Origin of the sequence: Kribbella italica (genome assembly GCF_014205135.1) — a bacterium.
In the GTDB taxonomy this organism is placed as follows: Bacteria; Actinomycetota; Actinomycetes; order Propionibacteriales; family Kribbellaceae; genus Kribbella; species Kribbella italica.
Window position 1 is genome coordinate 5722302 of the sequence record NZ_JACHMY010000001.1, and the last position, 18862, is coordinate 5741163.

Below are 18862 nucleotides of genomic sequence, written 5' to 3' on the forward strand. Positions count from 1 at the left end.
GTCTCTGGGCAGCGGAGGCGTCAAGGCGACGAGGAGAGAAGAATGGTCGCAGTGGACAACCTGTCCCTCCAGCTCTACACCGTGCGGTACAAGCTGGAGGAGGACTTCGACGCCACCCTGGCCCGGATCGCGGAGATCGGCTACACGCAGGTGGAGCCGTTCGGTCTGGTGAATCTGGCCACTCAGCTGGCCGACGCGCTGCCCAAGTACGGTCTGTCGGCGCCGAGCACGCACGCGGGGCTGCTGCGTGACGAGAGCGGGCCGATCTTCGAGGCCGCCAAGCAGCTGGGCATCGGCACCGTCATCGACCCGCACACCGATCCCGCGCGCTGGCAGTCGGTGGACGACATCAAGGTGATCGCCGAGGGCCTGAACGCCGCCGCGAAGGAAGGCGCCGAGCACGGCATCACGGTGGGCTACCACAACCACCACTTCGAGCTGGAGTCGGTGATCGACGGGGTGCACGCCCTGGAGATCCTGGCCGACAACCTGTCCGACGAGGTCATCCTCGAGGTCGACACGTACTGGGCCGCCGTCGGTGGCGCCGACGTACCGGCGCTGCTCGGCCGGCTGGGTGACCGGGTGAAGGCGCTGCACGTCAAGGACGGCGACGGCACCCTGGACAACAAGGCGCAGGTCGCGGTCGGCGACGGCACGATCGCGGTCAACGACATCCTGGCCGCGGCCCCGACGGCGCTGCGCGTGGTCGAGCTCGACGACTTCACCGGTGAGATCTTCGACGCCGTCGAGGGCAGCTTCCGCTGGCTCACCGGGCAGGACCAGGCATGAGCCCGGTCGGCGTAGGCGTCATCGGCGCCGGCGTCATCTCCGACGCCTACATCAAGTCCATGCAGAGCTTCCCGGACCTGCAGGTCGTCGCGATCGGCGACCTGCGCCCGGAGGCGGCCAAGGCGAAGGCCGAGGAGTACGGGATCGCGGCGCACGGCGGACCCGAGGCCGTGCTGAACAACGCCGACGTCGAGATCGTGGTCAACCTGACCATCCCGGTCGCGCACGTCGAGGTCGCGCTGGCGGCGATCGCGGCGGGCAAGCACGTGTGGAGCGAGAAGCCGTTCTCGCTCGACCAGGAGAGCGGCCTCAAGCTGCTCGCCACCGCCCAGGACGCCGGGCTGCGGCTCGGCTGCGCACCCGACACCATCCTGGGCCCGGGCCTGCAGGAGTCGCGCCGGATCATCGAGAAGGGTGACATCGGTACGCCGCTCACGGCGCTCACCCTGATGCAGTCCCCCGGCCCGGAGTCCTGGCACCCGAACCCGGCGTTCCTGTTCCAGGAAGGCGCCGGTCCGCTCTGGGACATCGGCCCGTACTACCTGACGACGCTGGTGCAGCTGTTCGGCCCGGTCGCGGCGGTCGCGGGTCTGGGCTCGAAGTCGCGCGAGCAGCGCACGATCGGGTCGGGCCCGCTGGCCGGGACCGACTTCGACGTGACCGTGCCGACGCACGTCAGCGCGATCGCGCGGTTCGAGTCGGGGCAGTCGTCGCAGAGCATCTTCAGCTTCGACTCGCCGCTGCCGCGGGCCGGGTTCGTCGAGATCTCCGGATCCGAGGCGACCCTGGCGATTCCGGACCCGAACCGCTTCGACGGCGAGATCAAGATCCGCCGCCGCGACGGCGAGGACTGGGAGACGGTCACCACCACCGAGGCGACGGCCGAGCGCGGCACCGGCGTCCTGGAAATGGCCCGGGCGATCCGGGCCGACCGGCCGCACCGGGCCACCGGCGCGCTCGCGTTCCACATCGTCGACGTGATGGCCTCCATCACCGAGTCGATCGACACCGGCGCGTTCGTGGACGTGACCAGCACCGTCGAGCTCGCTCCGGTCCTGCCGGACGACTGGGACGTGAACGCGGCCACCCTGTAATGACGGACAACCTTCTGGACCCCCGGCGGACCATCGTGTTCGCCGGGGACTCCGTCACCGACTGCGGCCGGCGGACCGATCCGGCCGGTCTGGGCGACGGCTACGTGAAGAACCTGTACGACGCCCTGCCGGGCCCGGCGATCGTGAACGCCGGGATCAGCGGCCACCGCGCCGTCGACCTGGTCGCGCGCTGGGAGACCGACGTCCTCGCCCACGCGCCCGACCTGGTCTCGATCCTGGTCGGCATCAACGACACCTGGCGGCGCTACGACGAGGACGACCCGACGTCCGCGGAGTCGTTCGAGGCGTCGTACCGCAAACTGCTCGATCCCCTCCGGCAGACCCGGCTGGTGCTGGTCGAGCCGTTCCTCGTCCCGGTGGACGACGAGCAGCACGGCTGGCGCGAGGACCTGGACCCCAAGCTCGAGGTGGTCCGCAGGCTGGCGACCGAGTACGGCGCCCTGCTGGTCCCGGCCGATACCGAGTTCAACGCCCTGGCCGCCGAGGTCGGACCGGAGACGCTCGCCGACGACGGCGTGCACCCGACAGCCGCGGGTCATCGCCTGCTGGCCGATCTCTGGCAGCGCACCCTCACCAATGCGGAGAAAGTACTTCTGTGAATCTCACCTCTGACAGCGGCACCAGCTGGACCGTACGCGCCACCGACGGACCCGTGCCCGAGCAGTTCAGCGCGGCCCTGGCCGCGCCGATCGTCGCGACCGTGCCCGGAGAGGTCCACACCGACCTCCTGGCGGCCGGCCTCATTCCCGACCCGTTCGACGGTGCCAACGAGGGTCAGCTGCACTGGATCGGCCGGACCAACTGGCAGTACCGGACCGAGTTCGACTGGGAGCCCGACGGTCACACCGTCCAGGAAATCGTTGCCGAAGGCCTCGACACCGCGGCGACCGTGACGCTCAACGGCACGGAGATCGCCAAGACCTGGAACCAGCACCGCGCGTACCGGTTCGACGTTACCGCACTGCTCGTTGCTGGACGCAACGAACTGGTGATCGAGTTCGCCGGCCCGGCGGACACCGCGGACCGGCTGGCCGAGCAGCTCGGGCTCTGGCCGCACACGAACCTGCACCCGTACAACGCGATCCGCAAGATGGCCAGCAACTTCGGCTGGGACTGGGGACCGGATGTCGCCACCGTCGGCGTCTGGAAGCCGATTCGGATCGAATCCTGGACCGGCGTCCGGATCGACTCGGTCCGGCCGCTCGCCGGACTCGACGGTGACAATGGCGTCCTGGACGCCAAGGTCGCGCTCGCCTGGGCCGACGGGTTCACCGCCGACGCGACGATCACCGTCGAGGCCGGCGGGACCACCACCGAGGTGACGGTTGCTGCCGGCACCGAAGAAGCGGGGGTGTCGGCAACGATCGACGCCGTCGACCGCTGGTGGCCGCGCGGGCACGGCGAGCAGCCTTTGTACGACGTGACGGTGTCCCTCAACGCCGGTGAGCAGACCGACGGCTGGACCGGCCGGGTCGGCTTCCGCACGATCACGATGGACGTCGCGCCGGACGAGCACGGCGGTCCGTTCGTGCTGTCGGTGAACGGCAAACCGGTCTTCGTCCGCGGCGCGAACTGGATCCCCGACGACGCGTTCGTCACCCGGCTGGACCGGTCGACCTACGAGCGCAGCATCGCCGACGCGGTCGACGCCGAGATGAACCTGCTCCGGGTCTGGGGCGGCGGCATCTACGAGACCGACGACTTCTACGACGTCTGCGACGAGCTCGGCGTCCTGGTCTGGCAGGACTTCCTGTTCGCCTGCGCGGCGTACTCGGAGGACGAGCCGTTGCGGAGCGAGGTCGAGGCCGAGGCCCGGCAGGCCGTCACGCGGCTCAGCCGGCACGCCAGCCTCGCGGTCTGGAACGGCAACAACGAGAACATCTGGGGCTACGTCGAGTGGGGCTGGCGCCAACCGCTCGGCGGCCGGACATGGGGCGAGGGCTACTACTTCGACCTGCTGCCGAAGATCGTCGCGGAGCTCGATCCGCGGACGCCGTACTCACAGGGCAGCCCGTACTCCTACGACCACTTCGTCCACCCCAACGACGAGCGCAACGGCACCATGCACGTCTGGGACGTGTGGAACCAGGTCGACTACTCGACGTACCGCAAGTACAAGCCGCGGTTCGTGTCGGAGTTCGGCTTCCAGGGACCGCCCGCCTGGTCGACGCTGACGTCGGTCGTGCACGACCAGCCGCTCGACCCGTACGGCGAGCAGATGCTCGTGCACCAGAAGGCGTTCGAGGGCAACCTCAAGCTGGAGCGCGGGCTCGGTGATCACCTGCCGATGTGGAAAGACATCGACGACTGGCACTGGACCACGCAGCTCAACCAGGCCCGGGCCGTTGCCTACGGCATCGAGTACTGGCGCAGCCTGTTCCCGCTCAACACCGGCACGATCGTCTGGCAGCTGAACGACAACTGGCCGGTGATCTCCTGGGCCGCGGTCGACGGGCACGGGCACCGCAAGCCGCTGTGGTTCGCCTTGAAGCACGCGTACGCCGACCGCCTGCTGACCGTGCAGCCGCGCGAGGACGAACTGGTCGTTGCCGGGCACAACGACACCGACGAGGTGTGGTCGACGTCGATCACGGTCGCCCGGCGGAGCACGTCGGCCGGAGGCGCCGTACTGGCCCAGGAGACGTTCGCGCTGGAGGTACCGGCCCGAGCTGCTGTCCTCAATTCGTTGCCGGAGTCAATCACCAAGGCCGGTGAAGCGACCACGGAGTACATCGAGGTGCGAGGCGGCGACGGGAGTGCGGCGTACTGGTACTTCGTCGAGGACGCGGCGCTGCAGCTGACCGGCGACGCCTACACGACTGAGGTTTCGGCTGTCGACGGCGGCTACGACGTGACGGTGACGGCGACTGCTCTCGCAAAGGATCTGGCGCTGTTCCCGGACCGGCTCGACGCCGCGGCGAAGGTCGACAGCTGCCTGATCACGCTGTCCGCGGGCGAATCGCACACCTTCCACGTCACCGGCGCCTCCGCGCCGGCCGAGGTCGGCGTACCGGTCCTCCGCTCGGCCAACGACCTGGTGACTTGAGTCGCGGGGTAGTCAGTCCCGGCCCGGCATCGCGACCGCGAGCGAGTTGCGACGGCATGCGTCAGCCAACCGGTCGTCATAGGTGACGACCAGATCGGCATCGATCAGTACTGCCGTCGCGAGGTGGATCGCATCGAGGCTTCGCAGCACCAGCGGCTCGATCCGCCGGGCGAGGCTGATGACGTCGGAGATCATCGGCCGCTCGTCCACTCCGGACAGCGCGCTGTCGATCAACTCTCCCGCGTCCGGCGACTTCGCCCTGGCCAGGACCGCCCGCGACACCTCGACCCAGGCGAGCGACGACGAGACCAGCAGGTCATCTCGCCGACTGTGCTCGTCGAGGAATTCCACGAACTGGGCGGATTCCGGCTCGAGCACGACACGTTTGATGAGGGCGCTGCTGTCGAGATAGAGGTGCATCAGAAGCGGTCGTTCCGATCGAGCAGGTCCAGGCTGTTCATCCCCTCCGGCAGCCGAAGCGTCGGGGTCACTTTGCGATAGGGCACTCGTGCGGGACGGACCACCTGCGCGGTCCAGGCGCGTTCGCGATCGCTGGTGACCCGCTCGTCCTGGACCAGATGAAGATGACGGTCAACCGCCTCCCGGAGAATGTCCTGCTGGGACCTTCCGGTGCGCTCGGACTCCGCCTGGAGGGCCAGCGCCGCTTCGGGACTCAGTCGCAGGTTCGTTGCCATGTGATCAACGGTACCACTGACCACACCGCTCGTGGTACCAAGCGCTGAAGTGACCGGCGAGTGACGCATACTCGTGTCCTGTGACTGGGGCACGGGGATGGTTGTTGCTGGCGTTGTGTGCGGTGCTGGCCGGTTGTGGCGATGCGCAACCAACGGCAAGTGCTCCAACGACAACGCCTGCTACTACGGCTGCACCACCGGCGAGGCCGACGCCAGAGCCGACGCCGGCCACCCGGCCCGGTGAGTCGCACGAGCGGAACCTGATGCCGATCGTGCAGCACGGGCCGCGGGACAAGCCGCGGATCGCGCTCACGTTCGACGCGGACCTGACCACCGCCATGCAGCGCCGGTTGACCAACGGCAAGGTGAAGTCGTACTACAACGACGCCCTGTTCAAGCACCTGAGAGACCTGAAGGTCCCCGCCACCCTGTTCCTCACCGGCCTGTGGATGGAGCAGTACCCGGACCGCACCCGCGAGCTGGCCGCGGACCCGCTCTTCGAGCTCGGCACCCACACCTACGACCACCGGGCCTTCACCAAGCGCTGCTACACGCTCGGCACGGTCCCGAAGCCCGACATGCTCACCGACGTACGCCGGGCCGTGACGATCCTCGACAAGCTCGACCCGCACGCGACCCGCTGGTTCCGGTTCCCCGGTGGCTGCTACGACGGTACGGCGCTGCACGAGCTGGCCCCGGCCGGCGTCACCGCGGTCGGCCTCGACGTCCCGGGCGCGGACGGCTTCGCCAAGTCCCCGAAAGGCATCGTCGAGCAGGTCGTCGAGCACGCCCGGAACGGCTCGATCGTCGTCCTGCACATGCACGGCGGCGACAACGCGCCGTACACGGACGAGGCCATCGTCCCGATCGTCGCCAAACTCCGTGCGAAGGGCTACGAGTTCGTCACCGTGACGGAACTGATGAGGCGCTGAGTCCGTCGGAACATGCAGTCAGTTGAGCGGAGACCCGTTCGGGATGGCACCCTGGGCTGACGACGAGGTCCGGCAACCAGAGGGTGGGCACTGTGACGACGACGGAGTCGCGGTCACGCGGCCGCAACCTGCGCCGTGACGCCCTGGGCGTCGGAGCCGGTACGGCGATCGGAGTCTCCTCCACCGCACCGGCGTACTCACTGGCCGTGTCGGTCGGACTGCTCGCCGCGTACACCGGAGCCGCCGCACCGATCGTGCTGGCCGTCAGCGCCGTACCGGTCGTGCTGGTCGCGCTCTGCTTCCGTGAGCTCAACCGGGCCGAGCCGGACTGCGGTACGACGTTCCCGTGGACCGAGAAGGCCTTCGGACTCGGCGTGGGCCGCATGGTCGGCTGGACCACGGTGATGGCCTGCGTGCTGGTGATGAGCAACCTCGCGCAGGTCGCCTCGGTCTACACCTACGCACTGCTCGGGCTGGACGGCGCGGAGAACTCCCGGCTCGCCCAGGCCGCACTGGGCACGGTGTTCATCCTGGTCATGGCCCTGCTCGCCTACCGCGGTGTCCGCGTTGCCGCAGGCACCCAGCTGCTGCTCCTGTCGATCGAGCTGGTCGCGCTGCTCTGGTTCGTCGTCGGGGCCTTCCGGGAGGCCGGCAGCCTCAGCATCCCGGCCTTCTCGGACACCGGTCAGGGCGCCTGGGCCGCCGGCGTACTGGTGGCGGTGTTCCTCTACTGGGGCTGGGACTCGTCGTTCAGCGTCAACGAGGAGTCCCGCAACCCGCGCAGCACTCCGGCGATCGCCGCACTGGTCTCCAACGCCGTCCTGGTCGTCCTGTACGTCGTGGTGGCCTGGGCGGCCGTCGCGTACGCCGGGACCGGCCAGCTGGCCGGCATCGCCGACGACGACTTCCTCGCCGTACTCGGTGAGGACCTGCTCGGTACGGCGGGCGGCAAGCTGCTGATCGCCGCCGTACTGGTCTCAGCACTCGCCTCCACCCAGACCACGATCCTGCCGACCGCCCGGACGATGCTGTCGATGGCCCGGCGGGACGCGTTCCCCGGCCGGTTCGCCCGGATCTCCAAGCGGTACCACACGCCCAGTGTGTCGACCTGGGTGTTCGCGACCGCCAGCGTGCTGATCTACGTGACGCTCGTGCTCACCTCGGACGCCGTACTGGCCGACTCCGTCGCCGCGGTGTCCATCCTGGTCTCGCTGTACTACGTGGCGACCGCCCTGGCCGTTCCGTTCTACTTCAAGGGACAGGTCGCCGGCCGCGTGGTGCAGCGGCTGGTGGTGCCCGCGCTGGCCGTCGCGTCGTTCCTGACCGTGCTGGTGCTGGCTGTCGCCGACGTCGGCACCGGCCCCCTGGTTGTGGTGGGTGTGACGATGGTGGTGGGCGCGGCGGTGATGTTCTCGATGAAACCGCCCGCCGAAGGGGAGGGACGACGATGAGCAACCGCCGGATGCGCAGTACCGGGATCACGCTCGGCCTGACCGCGCTGGTCGCGGCCTCGCTGACCGGGTGCTCCAGCGACGACGACGACCAGCCGGAGTACGCCGCGATCTGCGTCGACCCGCAGACCGAGCAGCGTACCGACGACGGCAACTGCAAGGACGAGCGCGAGTACAACGGCGCCGGGTCCGGTGCGGGCTTCTTCTGGTTCTACATGGCCACCCGGGGCGGGGCGCTGGTCCCGCCGATCGGCGGCCGGTTCAACGGCGGCAGCGGGACCTACACGATCCCCCGGACCAGTCAGGGCGGGGGCACCGGCAGCCCGACGATCAAGCGCGGCGGACTGGACACCAAGGGCGGCGACATCGGCACGATCTCGCGCGGCGGCTTCGGCAAATCGGGCAAGGGGAGCTCTGGCGGCTGATGTGGCGGCACTCGATCAAGCCCCGCCCGGACTGGCGGGACAAGGTCGTCGAGCAGGGTCTGGTCTTTCCGATGACCGACATGCCGGACGGCACCGAACGCCCGTACTGGAACGAGAGCGCCTGGTACGAGGTGACCATGGACGAGGTCCTGCACCTCGAGGAGGTCACCGAGGAGCTGTACGCGATGTGCAAGCACGCCGCCGCGGTGATGGCGGCCGGCGACCGGTTCAGTGACGCCCAGCTCGGCCTCGCGCCCGGGACGCTGCCGCTGGTGCAGGAGTCGCTGAAGCGCGACGACCTGTCGGTGTACGCGCGGTTCGACCTGGTCTGGAACGGCGTCGAGCCGAAGATGCTGGAGATCAACGGCGACACCCCGACCGGGCTGCTGGAGTCCGCGGTGATCCAGTGGAACTGGCTGGAGGAGATCTTCCCCGACGCCGACCAGTGGAACTCCGTGCACGACCGGCTGGTGAAGTGGTGGGGCGACCAGCGCGCGGCCGGCCGGTTCCCGGGCAACGAGGCGCACTTCTTCAACTCCGGCGCGGAGACCACCGGCGAGGAGGCGATGACGGTCGCCTACCTGCGCGACACCGCGGCGATGTCCGGCCTGGCGACGTACGGGCACGAGATCGAGGACCTCGGCTGGGAGTCGGCCCAGCGCGCGTTCGTCGACTGGGGCGGGCGGAAGATCCGGACCGCGTTCAAGCTGTACCCGTGGGAGGACATGCTCGACGACCAGTTCGGGCGCTACCTGCTGGCCGGGACCGAACGCGAGCCGGTGCAGTGGATCGAGCCGATCTGGAAGACGATGCTGTCCACCAAGGCGATCCTGCCGATCCTGTGGGAGCTCTACCCCGACCACCCGAACCTGCTGCCGGCGTACTTCGACGGCCCCGGTGACCTGCTCGAGTGGGTGGCCAAACCGCTGCACGGGCGCGAGGGCAGCAACATCCGGATCCACACCATCAGCGGCGACGACCACGTGCACGACGGGCCGTACGACACCGACACGATGGTGTACCAGGAGTGGAGCCCGCTGCCGTCGTACGAGGGGAACCGGGCGGTGATCGGCAGCTGGATCGTCGACGGCGCCGCGGCCGGGATGATGGTCCGCGAGTCCGACGGCCCGATCACCGACTACTACGCCCGTTTCGTCCCGCACGCGATCGGCACGTCGCCGCGGCCCGACGACGACACGATCAAGCAGTGGCTGACCGAGTGATCAGTCCAGGTTCACGGCGACGTACTTGACCTCGAGGTACTCGTCGATGCCGACGGTACCGCCCTCGCGGCCGAGGCCGGACTGCTTGACGCCGCCGAACGGCGCGGCCGGGTTGGAGACGATGCCCTGGTTGAGGCCGATCATGCCGGTCTCGAGCCGCTCCGAGACGCGTAGCGCGCGGCCGAGATCACGCGTGAACAGGTACGAGACCAGGCCGAACTCGGTGTCGTTGGCCATCGCGACCGCCTCGTCCTCGGTCTCGAAGGCGGTCAGCGGCGCGACCGGGCCGAAGATCTCCTCCTTCTGCAGGCGGGCACTCTTCGGTACGTCGGTGAGCACGGTCGGCGGGTAGAAGTATCCCTTGCCCTCGGCAAAATCCCCGCCGGTGAGCACGCGGGCGCCCTGCTGGACGGCGTCCTCGACGAGGTCCTTGACCTTGTCGCGCTGCTTCCCGTCGATCAGCGGTCCGACCTGGACACCGTCCTCGGTGCCGCGGCCGACCTTGAGCGCGGCCATCTTCTCGGTCAGCTTGGCGGCGAAGGCGTCCAGCACCGAGGAGTGGACGTAGATGCGGTTGGCCGCCGTACAGGCTTCGCCGCCGTTGCGCATCTTGGCCAGCATCGCGCCGTCGACGGCCTTGTCCAGGTCGGCGTCCTCGAAGACCAGGAACGGCGCGTTGCCGCCCAGCTCCATGCTCGTCTTCAGGACCTGTTCGGCGGACTGCTCGATGAGCTTCCGGCCGACCGGCGTCGAACCGGTGAAGGACAGCTTCCGGGCGCGCGGGTCGCGGATCAGCGGCTCCATCACGCCGCCGGAGTCGCTGGTGGTGATCACGTTCAGTACGCCGGCCGGCAGCCCGGCCTCGGTCATCAGCTCGGCCAGCTTCAGCATCGACAGCGGGGTCTGCGCGGCGGGCTTGATCACCATCGTGCAGCCGGCGGCGACCGCGGGACCGATCTTGCGGGCGCCCATCGCGGCCGGGAAGTTCCACGGGGTGATCAACAGGCACGGCCCGACCGGCTGGCGCATCACCAGGAACCGGCCCTGGCCGTTCGGCGCGACCTGGTAGCCGCCGTCGATCCGGACCGCTTCCTCGGCGAACCAGCGGAAGAACTCCGCGGCGTACGCGATCTCGCCCTTGGACTCCGCGACCGGCTTGCCCATCTCGAGCGTCATCAGCAGCGCCAGCTCGTCGGCGCGCTCGGTCATCAGCTCGTAGGTTCTTCTGAGGATCTCGCCCCGCTCGCGCGGTGCGGTGGCGGCCCACTCGGCCTGGGCGGCGACCGCCGCGTCGAGGGCGGCCAGGCCGTCGGCCGGGGACGCGTCAGCGACCTCGACGAGCGTCGTACCGGTGGAGGGGTCCTCGACGGCGAGAGTCCTACCGCCCTCGGCCGCTTGCCTTGTGCCTCCGACGAACAGCTCGGTCGGACATGCTTGGACGACATCCTGCTCGCGCGACATCAGCTCTGCCTTTCCATCAGTGGGGCAGTACCCACTTTAGGCAGTTGCTACGAAGTGCGGAGCAGAGCGCGGCACCGTGCGGATGGCCCGGGTCAGGGCCGCCGCGACCGTGCGGAGGATCGACGAGCGCACCAGACCGTCGTACGCCAACGGCGCCAGCATGATCTCGGCCGCACCCGTCCCGGCGGCCAGCTTGGCCAGTCCGGCCGCGACGGTCGAGCGGGAGCCGACGATGTGGCCCGGGTCGTCCAGGAGCCGCTCGGCCCGGCCGCGCTCGCGTCCGGTGATCGGTGGCTCCAGCAGCTCGAGCAGCTCGGCCGGAGTGGCGCGCGGCGAGGCAGCGGCCAGCCGGTGCTTCACCCGGACGTACTCGGCCAGGCGGTTGAGCGCCTCCTCGTCGGTGTCGGCGGCAACGACTCCGACCGACACACCCAGGTAGGGCTTGCCAGTAGGCCCGGTCGGCTCGAAGGTGTCCCGGTACGCCGCCGCGGCCACCACAGTGGTCTCCGAAGCGGTCAGGAAGATCGGCAGCCCTCGTACCGCGGCCAACTGCGCCGTGGCCGGCCGGTTCGCCAGAACGAACACGGGCGGCGGCAGCCCGGCCAGCGTGAGGCGGACGTCCCCTACCGGGGTCCGTCCGGGCAGTCCGTCACGCAGGAACCGGCACAACTCGTCCAGCCGCTGCGGGAAGGCCTCCCGCGCGTCGCCGGACCAGCCGAGAGCAGCCGCGGTACAAGGAGCCGACACGCTGCCTTCGCTGACCCCGAGGTCGATCCTGCTCGGGTACGCCGCGGCCAGCGCGGCGAACTGCTCGGCGATCAGCAGCGGCCTGTGGTTGCCCAGCAGGACTCCCCCGGAGCCCAGCCGGATCCGGTCGGTCCGAGCAGCCAGCACGGCGGCCAGCACGGCCGGCGCGGCACTGCCGATCCCCCGGACCCCGTGGTGCTCGGCCACCCAGAACCGGCGGAAGCCCAGGTCGTCGGCGGCCTGCGCGACCTCGACGGTCTCCCGCAACGCGGCCGCGGCGGACTGCCCGGCCGGCTGCGGTACGACGTCGAGCACCGAGTGGGCTGAGACCGGGAGACCGGGAGCTGGGCTGTACACCCGTCCACCGTGACACCTGCGCGCCGTACCCACATGGGGGATCACCCCCCATGTTCCTTGCCCCCACCCCGCACCCAAAGATGGGGGCCCAAGGCACTTGTCCGGCCCCGGCGGCTCGGGCATCGTTCTCGGCGTTCCAGCAGAACACCGACAGCGGGAGGCCGGCCACGAGGACAACGATCAGCGGGGGCCGGTGACGGCCGACCTGCAACCCACGAATTCCTGAGCCGCGAAAGCCTTCCACCAGAGGCCGACCGGAACAGGCGCTGCTGCCGCGGGGCGGTCGTCCCCCAGTCACCGTCCCGCGGACAGCTGCAAAACAAGCGTTTGTGGGACACGTACGACGAAGCGAACGCTTGCGGAAATATGGGGGACGCATACCCATGTCTTCCTGCCCGCCTGCTGCCACGCTGTCGGCGTGCTCGACTCAGCGACCGCCGGGGCGCCCCCGACCGACCAGCCGAAGGCCTGGTGGTCAGCGGGGCTCGGTCCGCACGAGCAGGAGTCGGCGAAACCCGGCTGGGCGGCGTACGTCGAACGAAGTCTCGCACTCCAGTCTGTACCGGAACCCGTCGAGGGCGACTGGCAACAAGCCCTCGTCCGTTGCCTCCATCCCCTACTCGTCACCGCCCGCGACGACCTGACCACCGCCGGCCACACCGGCGCGGTCACCGAACAGTTCCTGCACCGCCTGGGACTGCGCCTGGTCAAACTCGCCGCCCGCACCCTGGTCCGCGAACTGGCCCAGGCCCGCAAACGCGGCGACCTGACCGGCGCCACCCCAGCGATGCGTTTCCTTGACTTCACCCACCGGCTCGTTGGAGGGAGCGAGCTGGCGGACCTCCTGGCCGCGTACCCGGTACTGGCCCGGGTCCTGGGCGAGGCGTGCCGACAGTCCCTCGAGGGCCACCTCGAACTGCTGACCCGCCTCGCCGAGGACCGCGAGCTGATCGTGACCGAACTCCTCGCCGGCCAGCCACTAGGAGACCTCCTCGACGCCGAGCCCAGCGGTGATCCCCACCGCGGTGGGCGCAGCACCACGACCCTCACCTTCAGCACCGGCCGAAAACTGATCTACAAGCCCCGACCGCTGGATCTGCACCAGCACTTCAACGAGATCGTCGACTGGCTGAACAGCAAGACGGGCTTGGCCGTCGGGACACTGCAGGTGTTGCGCAGACCTGGTTACGGCTGGCTGGAGCACGTTCGCGCCGAACCGTGCGGCGACCTGACGGACGTCCGTCGCTTCTACCAGCGGTACGGCGCTCTGCTCGCACTGTTGTTCGCCCTCGACGGCACGGACATGCACTACGACAACCTGATCGCCGCCGGGGACCAGCCGATGCTGGTCGATGTGGAGACCCTGTTTCATCCCGGTGTGTCCGCCGCCGGGCTCCGGGGCGACCCAGCTCAGGCAGCCGCAGCGGACTCCGTCCTGCGAACCGCCCTGCTACCGCTGCTCGTCACTGGAGAGCACGGAGTCGTAGATCTGTCCGGCCTGGGCGGCGATGCCGGCGCGACGATGCCCAACAGCACGGTCGACTGGGCCGACGCCGGGTTGGACACCATGCACCTGGTCCGCCGTGCCCGCACCAGCGCCGGCGGCGGCAACCGGCCGCATCTGGCGGGAGTTCCCCTGGAGCCGAGGCAGCACGAGAACTTTCTGCTGTTCGGCTTCCGCGAAGCTTTCCAAGCGATCGTCTGGCATCGCGAGGAGTTGCTGGGTCCGTTCGGCCTGCTCGCTCGCTGCGCCCAGGACCAGGTCAGGCTCGTCGGCCGTCCGACTCACCACTACCTGGCGCTGCTGGACGAGGCGACGCATCCGGACGCTCTGCGCGACGCTGGAGTCCGGTCTGATCTGCTCGAGCTGCTCTGGACCAACGAACAAGTCGATCCACGACTGGTTCCGGCAGAACTGGTGGATCTCTGGGCCGGCGACGTCCCTGTCTTCACCTCGCGGCCGGACAGTCAGGACGTCTGGAGCTCGGAAGGAACCCGGATCCCGGCCGTCCTGCCGGTAGCGGGCCTGTCCGCTGTCGAGCGGAAGATCGGCGCGCTGACCGAACTGGACCAGCACCGCCAGGAGTGGTTGATCTCGGCCAGTCTGGCCACTCGTCCGGAACCGGTCCGGCACGGCGGCGTCACCACACAACCGCATCTCGGCTCGACCGAGGCCGACCCCGAGCATCTGCTCGCCGCCGCGAGCGACGTCGCGGACGAGATCATGGCGCGGGTGTACGGCAGTCCCGGCGGTCCGGCGAACTGGCTCGGACTGGAAATACTCGACGATCACCACTGGTCGGTCCGGCCGATGGGAGCGGGGCTGACCAACGGCTACACCGGCACGGCGCTCTTCCTCGCCGAGATCGGCGTGCTGACCGGCACCGACAAGTACTGCGAGCTCGCGCTCGACGCTGTCCGTCCGTTGCCGGCGTTGCTCGAGGTCCTTGCCTCAGACCTCGAAACGGCACGTCTGGTCGGCGCGGGTCTGCACGGCCTGGGTGGCATTGCCTACGGCATCAGCCGGCTCGCCCAACTGCTCGACAACTCCGGTCTGCGGCGCCAGCTCTCCGCCACGCTGGAACTCAGTCAGCAGCTGGTCTCCGAGCCGGCCGACTTCCCGAGTTACCAGGACGGCGCCGCGGGTGGGTTGGCCGCGATGCTGGCCATGAACGAACTCCCGGCCGCCCGTCGACTGGCTCAGGAGTACGCCGACCAACTGGTCCGCGTTGTCGCCGAGGAAGCCGAGCACCCGCGCCCACCGCACGGCTTTGCCAGGGGCTATGCCGGACTGGCCTGGGCGCTGGGACAGTACGGGCGGCCTGGGAACAAGTTCCACGCCGCCGCTCAGCAAGCGTCCACTCTCGACTGCCCCGGGGACGCCGCTGATGCCGGCTGGTGCTCTTCCGGCGGCGTCGGAAACGTACTCGCCCGGCTGAGCTCAGGGCTTCCCCTCGACCTCGACACGTACCTGACCGGTGCGTCACAACGTCCGACGCTCGCCGACCTGAGTCTGTGTCACGGCGAGCTCGGAGCGATAGAGCCGGTTCTCTGGCTCGCCGATCGCGAGCACCAAGCCGCTGAGGCGGTCCGGCGTCGCCGGGCCGGGCTGGTGCTCGCCGCAGTACAGCAGTACGGGCCGCGCTGCGGCACACCCCGCGCTGTCCCGTCCCCCGGTCTGATGACCGGGTTGGCCGGGATCGGCCACGGGTTGCTCCGGCTCGGCTTCGGTCACCGGATTCCTTCCGTACTGCTGCTTCAACCGACCACGGCCGCCGCAGCCCATCACAGCCTCGGCGGCCACCGCACTCCATCACCTGACAGGGGACGACCATGACCGCCCAGCACAACTCCCACGACGCCGACCCGACCCGCAACCAGCCCGACCCGGTCGACAGCGCAGAGGCCGACAGCGACCCGATCGGCCCGATCACGCTGCCGAAGCGTGGCCGGCTGGGGGCCCGCGCAGCGGCGCTGGCCGGAAGCGTGGGGTTGGCCGCTGTCGGTATCGTCGCCTTCACCGACGGTTGCAGCACCTTCCCGACGATCGCCCACTGACAGCCCTGATCACCGCCGATCCTGCAGCGAGCGTTTGTTCGTGCGGTCCGATCGACCGGCCGAACCGACTGCGGTCGGCACCGGCGGTGGTTAGAGTTGGCAAGCATGCAGCCCCATGCGCCGAGGGTGGTCGGCAGAGATCGAGAAATCGATCAGCTCGACCACCTGCTTGCGTCCGCCCGAGCAGGGCGCGGTGGTGCTGTTTTCCTGGTCGGCGAACCCGGGATCGGCAAGAGCCGGCTGGCCGCGGTAGGACTCACGAAGGCTCTGGACGCCGGGATGGCAACGCTGCGCGGCAGGGTCGGGGCGATCGGCACGATGGTCGCCTTCCGGCCCTTCACCGAGGCACTGCTGTCACTGATCCGGCGCAACGAGATGCCGGAACCGGCAGCGCTCGGCCCGTACCGACAGGTGCTCGGGCGACTGGTGCCGGACTGGGACGACGGTCAGGTACCGGAGACCGCCACGTCGGCGGTGGTTCTCGGTGAGGCGATGTTGCGCGTACTCACCCTGATCGGTGAGAAGCGCGGCTGCCTGCTGGTCCTCGAGGACCTGCAGGGAGCCGATCCCGAGACACTCGCCGTGATCGAGTACCTGCTGGACAACCTCGAGGACCAGCCTGTCGTACTGGTCGCGACGCTGCGCTCGGAACGCTGCGCCGCGGGCGATCTGGCCCGGCTCGCGGCTCAGCGCAACACAGCGGTCGTGCTCGACCTGGCGCCACTGAACCGTGACGAGGTGCGGGACCTGGCTGCCGGATGCCTCGAGGTCGAGCCCGCCGCAGTACCCGCCCAGCTGTGCGAACGGTTGTGGTCGGACAGCGTCGGAGTGCCTTTCATCGTCGAGGAACTGTTGCAGGAGGCAAGCCGATCGGGTCAGCTGCTGTCGAGCGAGGACGGCACCGTCCAGGTCGTCGACGATCTGCGGACCGCCGTACCCGCGGCCGTCGTGCGGAGTATCAGCAGCCGAACCGACCAGCTCGGCCCCCAGTCGCGTGAGCTTCTCGTCCTGGCCGCTGTGATCGGTCACCGCTTCCCGTTGAGCGCCGTCCGGCTGGCAAGCGGCACGGACGAACGGTTACTTCTGGCTACTCTGCGTGCCGGTCTGGCTGCGCAGCTGATCGGTCCGGACGAGCCGGTCCCGGACTGGTACGCCTTCCGCCACCCGTTGACGGCGGACGCTCTGCTGGCCGGGCTCAACCCGACCGAGCGGGCAGACCAGGCCCGACGCTGCGCCGACGCGATCGAGGAACTACATCCCGGGCTTCCCGGTGAGTGGTGCCCGATGGTGGCCGAGCTGGCGGACACCGGTGGCGACAGGGCCCGGGCTGCCCGCTTGTTCGCTCTGGCCGGCCGCCGGTCGTTCGACGAAGGATCCATGGGCTCGGCCGTCAAGCTGCTGGAGCGTGCCAACAAGCTGCTCGCCAACGATCCGGACGTTTCTCAGCGGGCCGACGTACTCGGCTCGCTGCTGCTCGCGCTCGGGGAGACGGGCCAGTTCGACGACACGCCGGCTCATGCTCAGGCGATCGACGACATGGGAAACCAGAACCTCGACAGCCGCCGCGTCGCCGCTCTGCACGTTCAGCTCGCCGGTGTGGAGCACATGGCCGGCCGTTGGTCGGCCGCGGTTTCCCAGGTCGCGATCGCCAGGTCGCTGCTCGGACCCGCGGCCGATGACGCCGACCTGGCGCCGGTCGACGCGATCGCCGCCCACCTCGAGCTGGCTCGGCCGAGCCCTGGCCGGCTCAAGACCGCCGCTGACCTCGCGACGCGCGCAGCGGAGGCGGCCGAACGGTCGGACCTGCCGGCGGTGGCGTGCGACGCCTGGCAACTGCTGGGCATCTTGTCCCGGGAACGGGATCTGGACGAGTCGATCGAGTATTTCCACCGGGCTCGCCAGGTCGCCGAGGCGAACAACATGGCCTTCCAGCGAGTGTGCTCACACGTTTTCCAGGCCGGCACGAGCTGCCTTGCCGACGGAAGTGTCATCGAGCTCGAGCGGGCCCGCCAGCAGGCACTGCGGATCGGAGCCATCCCGCTCGCGTACGAGGTCGACGGAATCCTTGGCCAGCAGGCGATACTGCGGGCCGAGTACGACAAGGCCGCCGTCATGATCGACGAGTGTCTCGAGGTCACCCGACGACTCAAGCTCGGCCGCGGCGCGCCGTACGTGCTGGTGAGCAAGGCTGTTCTGGCCGCGCACCAGGGGCGGCGGACAGTGATGGAGGAAACGCTGCGGGAGCTCGCGAACTGGGGAGAGCGCGCTTCGTACGAGCTGCCCCTGTCGTACGGACTCGCGCGAACGTTCTGCGCGCTTCTGGAGGAGAACCACGAGCTGGCAGAGACCGAGCAGGCACAGGCGCTGTCGTACGACGCCCAGAACCCCACGACGTTCCACATGGCCGGCAAGAACGGTATGTCGCTGCTGCTCGGAGTTCTGGCAGGACGGAACGGCCGAGAACACCTGGAGGCCCTGACCGCCACCGCCGCCAGCGGGATGCGGTGGAATCGGCAGTTCGTCCAGTGGGCCGAGGCCGTCCTGCTCGGGCGCGAGGGACGCGGCGCCGAGGCACAGGCCATGGTGGCGTTGGCGATGGAGACCTCGTCGCTCTACCCGATGGCCCAGCACCTCGGGCTCCGGCTCGTGGCTGAGCCTGCGGCGGCCGACGGCTGGGGCGATCCCGTTGCCTGGCTGCGGCAGTCCGAGGACTACTTCCACACCGCTGACGTGCAGCCGGTGGCCAGTGCCTGTCGGAGCATGTTGCGGCAGCTCGGAGCGACCGTGTCCCAGCGCCGTACGGGCAGCGACCAGGTCCCCCCGCATCTCCGCCAGCTCGGGATCACCACCCGCGAGTACGAGGTCTGTCTCTTGCTCGTCGATCGGATCGGGAACAAGTCGATCGCGTCGCGGTTGCATATCTCTCCCCGTACCGTGGAGAAGCACGTGGCGAGTTTGATGACGAAGACCCGGCAGCCGGATCGGGAGGCGCTCAGCAGCTTTGCGCGGACGGTGTTGCAGGACTGATCCCGGGCGCCGCGCGTGTGCTCGGGCGTGTCACGG

General features: G+C 69.4%; 15 protein-coding genes. 11 read left to right on the forward strand and 4 right to left on the reverse strand.

All coding sequences use genetic code 11. The features are described from left to right. Positions 1-42 precede the first annotated feature (42 nt). From HDA39_RS26605 to HDA39_RS26620, 4 genes are read left to right on the forward strand one after another with little or no spacing between them, the layout of a single operon-like run. On the forward strand, positions 43-789 hold the full coding sequence (locus HDA39_RS26605) for a sugar phosphate isomerase/epimerase family protein (RefSeq protein ID WP_184799599.1): 747 nt from the start codon (positions 43-45) through the stop codon (positions 787-789). After that, a complete protein-coding gene (locus HDA39_RS26610) occupies positions 786-1883 on the forward strand; it encodes a Gfo/Idh/MocA family protein (protein WP_184799601.1) in 1098 nt (365 codons plus the stop codon). Before HDA39_RS26605 ends, HDA39_RS26610 begins: the two co-directional genes overlap by 4 nt. Then, positions 1883-2503, forward strand: coding sequence for an SGNH/GDSL hydrolase family protein (locus HDA39_RS26615; protein ID WP_184799603.1), 621 nt, complete (start codon positions 1883-1885; stop codon positions 2501-2503). Before HDA39_RS26610 ends, HDA39_RS26615 begins: the two co-directional genes overlap by 1 nt. Then, positions 2500-4950 (forward strand): glycoside hydrolase family 2 protein, encoded by a 2451-nt coding sequence (locus HDA39_RS26620; protein ID WP_184799605.1) that lies wholly within the window; start codon positions 2500-2502, stop codon positions 4948-4950. Before HDA39_RS26615 ends, HDA39_RS26620 begins: the two co-directional genes overlap by 4 nt. Positions 4951-4962: 12 nt before the next feature. Here HDA39_RS26620 and HDA39_RS26625 read toward each other — a convergent pair whose 3' ends face one another. Together HDA39_RS26625 and HDA39_RS26630 are read right to left on the reverse strand one after the other, a co-directional pair. Beyond that, entirely contained in the window at positions 4963-5370 is a 408-nt protein-coding gene (locus HDA39_RS26625) for a type II toxin-antitoxin system VapC family toxin (protein WP_184799607.1), read from the reverse strand. After that, on the reverse strand, positions 5370-5645 hold the full coding sequence (locus HDA39_RS26630; protein ID WP_184799609.1) for a ribbon-helix-helix protein, CopG family: 276 nt from the start codon (positions 5643-5645) through the stop codon (positions 5370-5372). Before HDA39_RS26630 ends, HDA39_RS26625 begins: the two co-directional genes overlap by 1 nt. A 263-nt stretch (positions 5646-5908) precedes the next feature. Between HDA39_RS26630 and HDA39_RS26635 the strand changes: the two genes are divergently transcribed. The 4 genes from HDA39_RS26635 to HDA39_RS26650 all read left to right on the forward strand — a co-directional run bounded on the left by HDA39_RS26635 (position 5909) and on the right by HDA39_RS26650 (position 9676). Next, positions 5909-6577 carry a polysaccharide deacetylase family protein gene (locus HDA39_RS26635; RefSeq protein WP_238356155.1) on the forward strand — a complete coding sequence of 223 codons (669 nt, stop codon included), beginning with the start codon at positions 5909-5911 and terminating at the stop codon, positions 6575-6577. A 92-nt stretch (positions 6578-6669) separates the two neighbouring features. After that, a complete protein-coding gene (locus HDA39_RS26640; protein WP_184799613.1) occupies positions 6670-8028 on the forward strand; it encodes an amino acid permease in 1359 nt (452 codons plus the stop codon). Next, complete coding sequence (locus HDA39_RS26645; RefSeq protein WP_184799615.1) at positions 8025-8453, forward strand: hypothetical protein; 429 nt, start codon at positions 8025-8027, stop codon at positions 8451-8453. The genes HDA39_RS26640 and HDA39_RS26645 overlap by 4 nt, the downstream gene beginning before the upstream one ends. Continuing rightward, positions 8453-9676, forward strand: a complete 1224-nt coding sequence (locus HDA39_RS26650; protein WP_184799617.1) for a glutathionylspermidine synthase family protein — start codon at positions 8453-8455, stop codon at positions 9674-9676. Before HDA39_RS26645 ends, HDA39_RS26650 begins: the two co-directional genes overlap by 1 nt. Here HDA39_RS26650 and HDA39_RS26655 read toward each other — a convergent pair whose 3' ends face one another. Further along, positions 9677-11137: an NAD-dependent succinate-semialdehyde dehydrogenase gene (locus HDA39_RS26655; protein WP_184799619.1), complete on the reverse strand. Its 1461-nt coding sequence runs from the start codon at positions 11135-11137 to the stop codon at positions 9677-9679. Between the two features lie 36 nt (positions 11138-11173). Further along, the gene (locus HDA39_RS26660) at positions 11174-12241 is read right to left on the reverse strand and encodes an MsnO8 family LLM class oxidoreductase (RefSeq protein WP_184799621.1); all 1068 of its coding nucleotides are present in this window, start codon (positions 12239-12241) and stop codon (positions 11174-11176) included. Between the two features lie 418 nt (positions 12242-12659). Between HDA39_RS26660 and HDA39_RS26665 the strand changes: the two genes are divergently transcribed. The 3 genes from HDA39_RS26665 (at position 12660) to HDA39_RS26675 (ending at position 18826) form a co-directional block, all read left to right on the forward strand. After that, on the forward strand, positions 12660-15578 hold the full coding sequence (locus HDA39_RS26665) for a type 2 lanthipeptide synthetase LanM (protein ID WP_184799623.1): 2919 nt from the start codon (positions 12660-12662) through the stop codon (positions 15576-15578). Continuing rightward, a complete protein-coding gene (locus tag HDA39_RS26670) occupies positions 15575-15799 on the forward strand; it encodes a hypothetical protein (protein WP_184799624.1) in 225 nt (74 codons plus the stop codon). The genes HDA39_RS26665 and HDA39_RS26670 overlap by 4 nt, the downstream gene beginning before the upstream one ends. A gap of 105 nt (positions 15800-15904) precedes the next feature. Beyond that, a complete protein-coding gene (locus HDA39_RS26675) occupies positions 15905-18826 on the forward strand; it encodes a helix-turn-helix transcriptional regulator (protein ID WP_184799626.1) in 2922 nt (973 codons plus the stop codon). The last annotated feature ends 36 nt before the right edge of the window (positions 18827-18862 follow it).

Excerpts from the sequence above, each read along its gene's own strand:
- HDA39_RS26605 (WP_184799599.1), top strand. The coding sequence starts at position 43 with ATGGTCGCAGTGGACAACCTGTCCCTCCAGCTCTACACCGTGCGGTAC.
- HDA39_RS26650 (WP_184799617.1), top strand. The coding sequence starts at position 8,453 with ATGTGGCGGCACTCGATCAAGCCCCGCCCGGACTGGCGGGACAAGGTC.
- HDA39_RS26675 (WP_184799626.1), top strand. The coding sequence starts at position 15,905 with ATGCAGCCCCATGCGCCGAGGGTGGTCGGCAGAGATCGAGAAATCGAT.
- HDA39_RS26610 (WP_184799601.1), top strand. The coding sequence starts at position 786 with ATGAGCCCGGTCGGCGTAGGCGTCATCGGCGCCGGCGTCATCTCCGAC.
- HDA39_RS26645 (WP_184799615.1), top strand. The coding sequence starts at position 8,025 with ATGAGCAACCGCCGGATGCGCAGTACCGGGATCACGCTCGGCCTGACC.
- HDA39_RS26635 (WP_238356155.1), top strand. The coding sequence starts at position 5,909 with ATGCCGATCGTGCAGCACGGGCCGCGGGACAAGCCGCGGATCGCGCTC.
- HDA39_RS26625 (WP_184799607.1), bottom strand. The coding sequence starts at position 5,370 with ATGCACCTCTATCTCGACAGCAGCGCCCTCATCAAACGTGTCGTGCTC.
- HDA39_RS26670 (WP_184799624.1), top strand. The coding sequence starts at position 15,575 with ATGACCGCCCAGCACAACTCCCACGACGCCGACCCGACCCGCAACCAG.
- HDA39_RS26630 (WP_184799609.1), bottom strand. The coding sequence starts at position 5,645 with ATGGCAACGAACCTGCGACTGAGTCCCGAAGCGGCGCTGGCCCTCCAG.
- HDA39_RS26655 (WP_184799619.1), bottom strand. The coding sequence starts at position 11,137 with ATGTCGCGCGAGCAGGATGTCGTCCAAGCATGTCCGACCGAGCTGTTC.
- HDA39_RS26615 (WP_184799603.1), top strand. The coding sequence starts at position 1,883 with ATGACGGACAACCTTCTGGACCCCCGGCGGACCATCGTGTTCGCCGGG.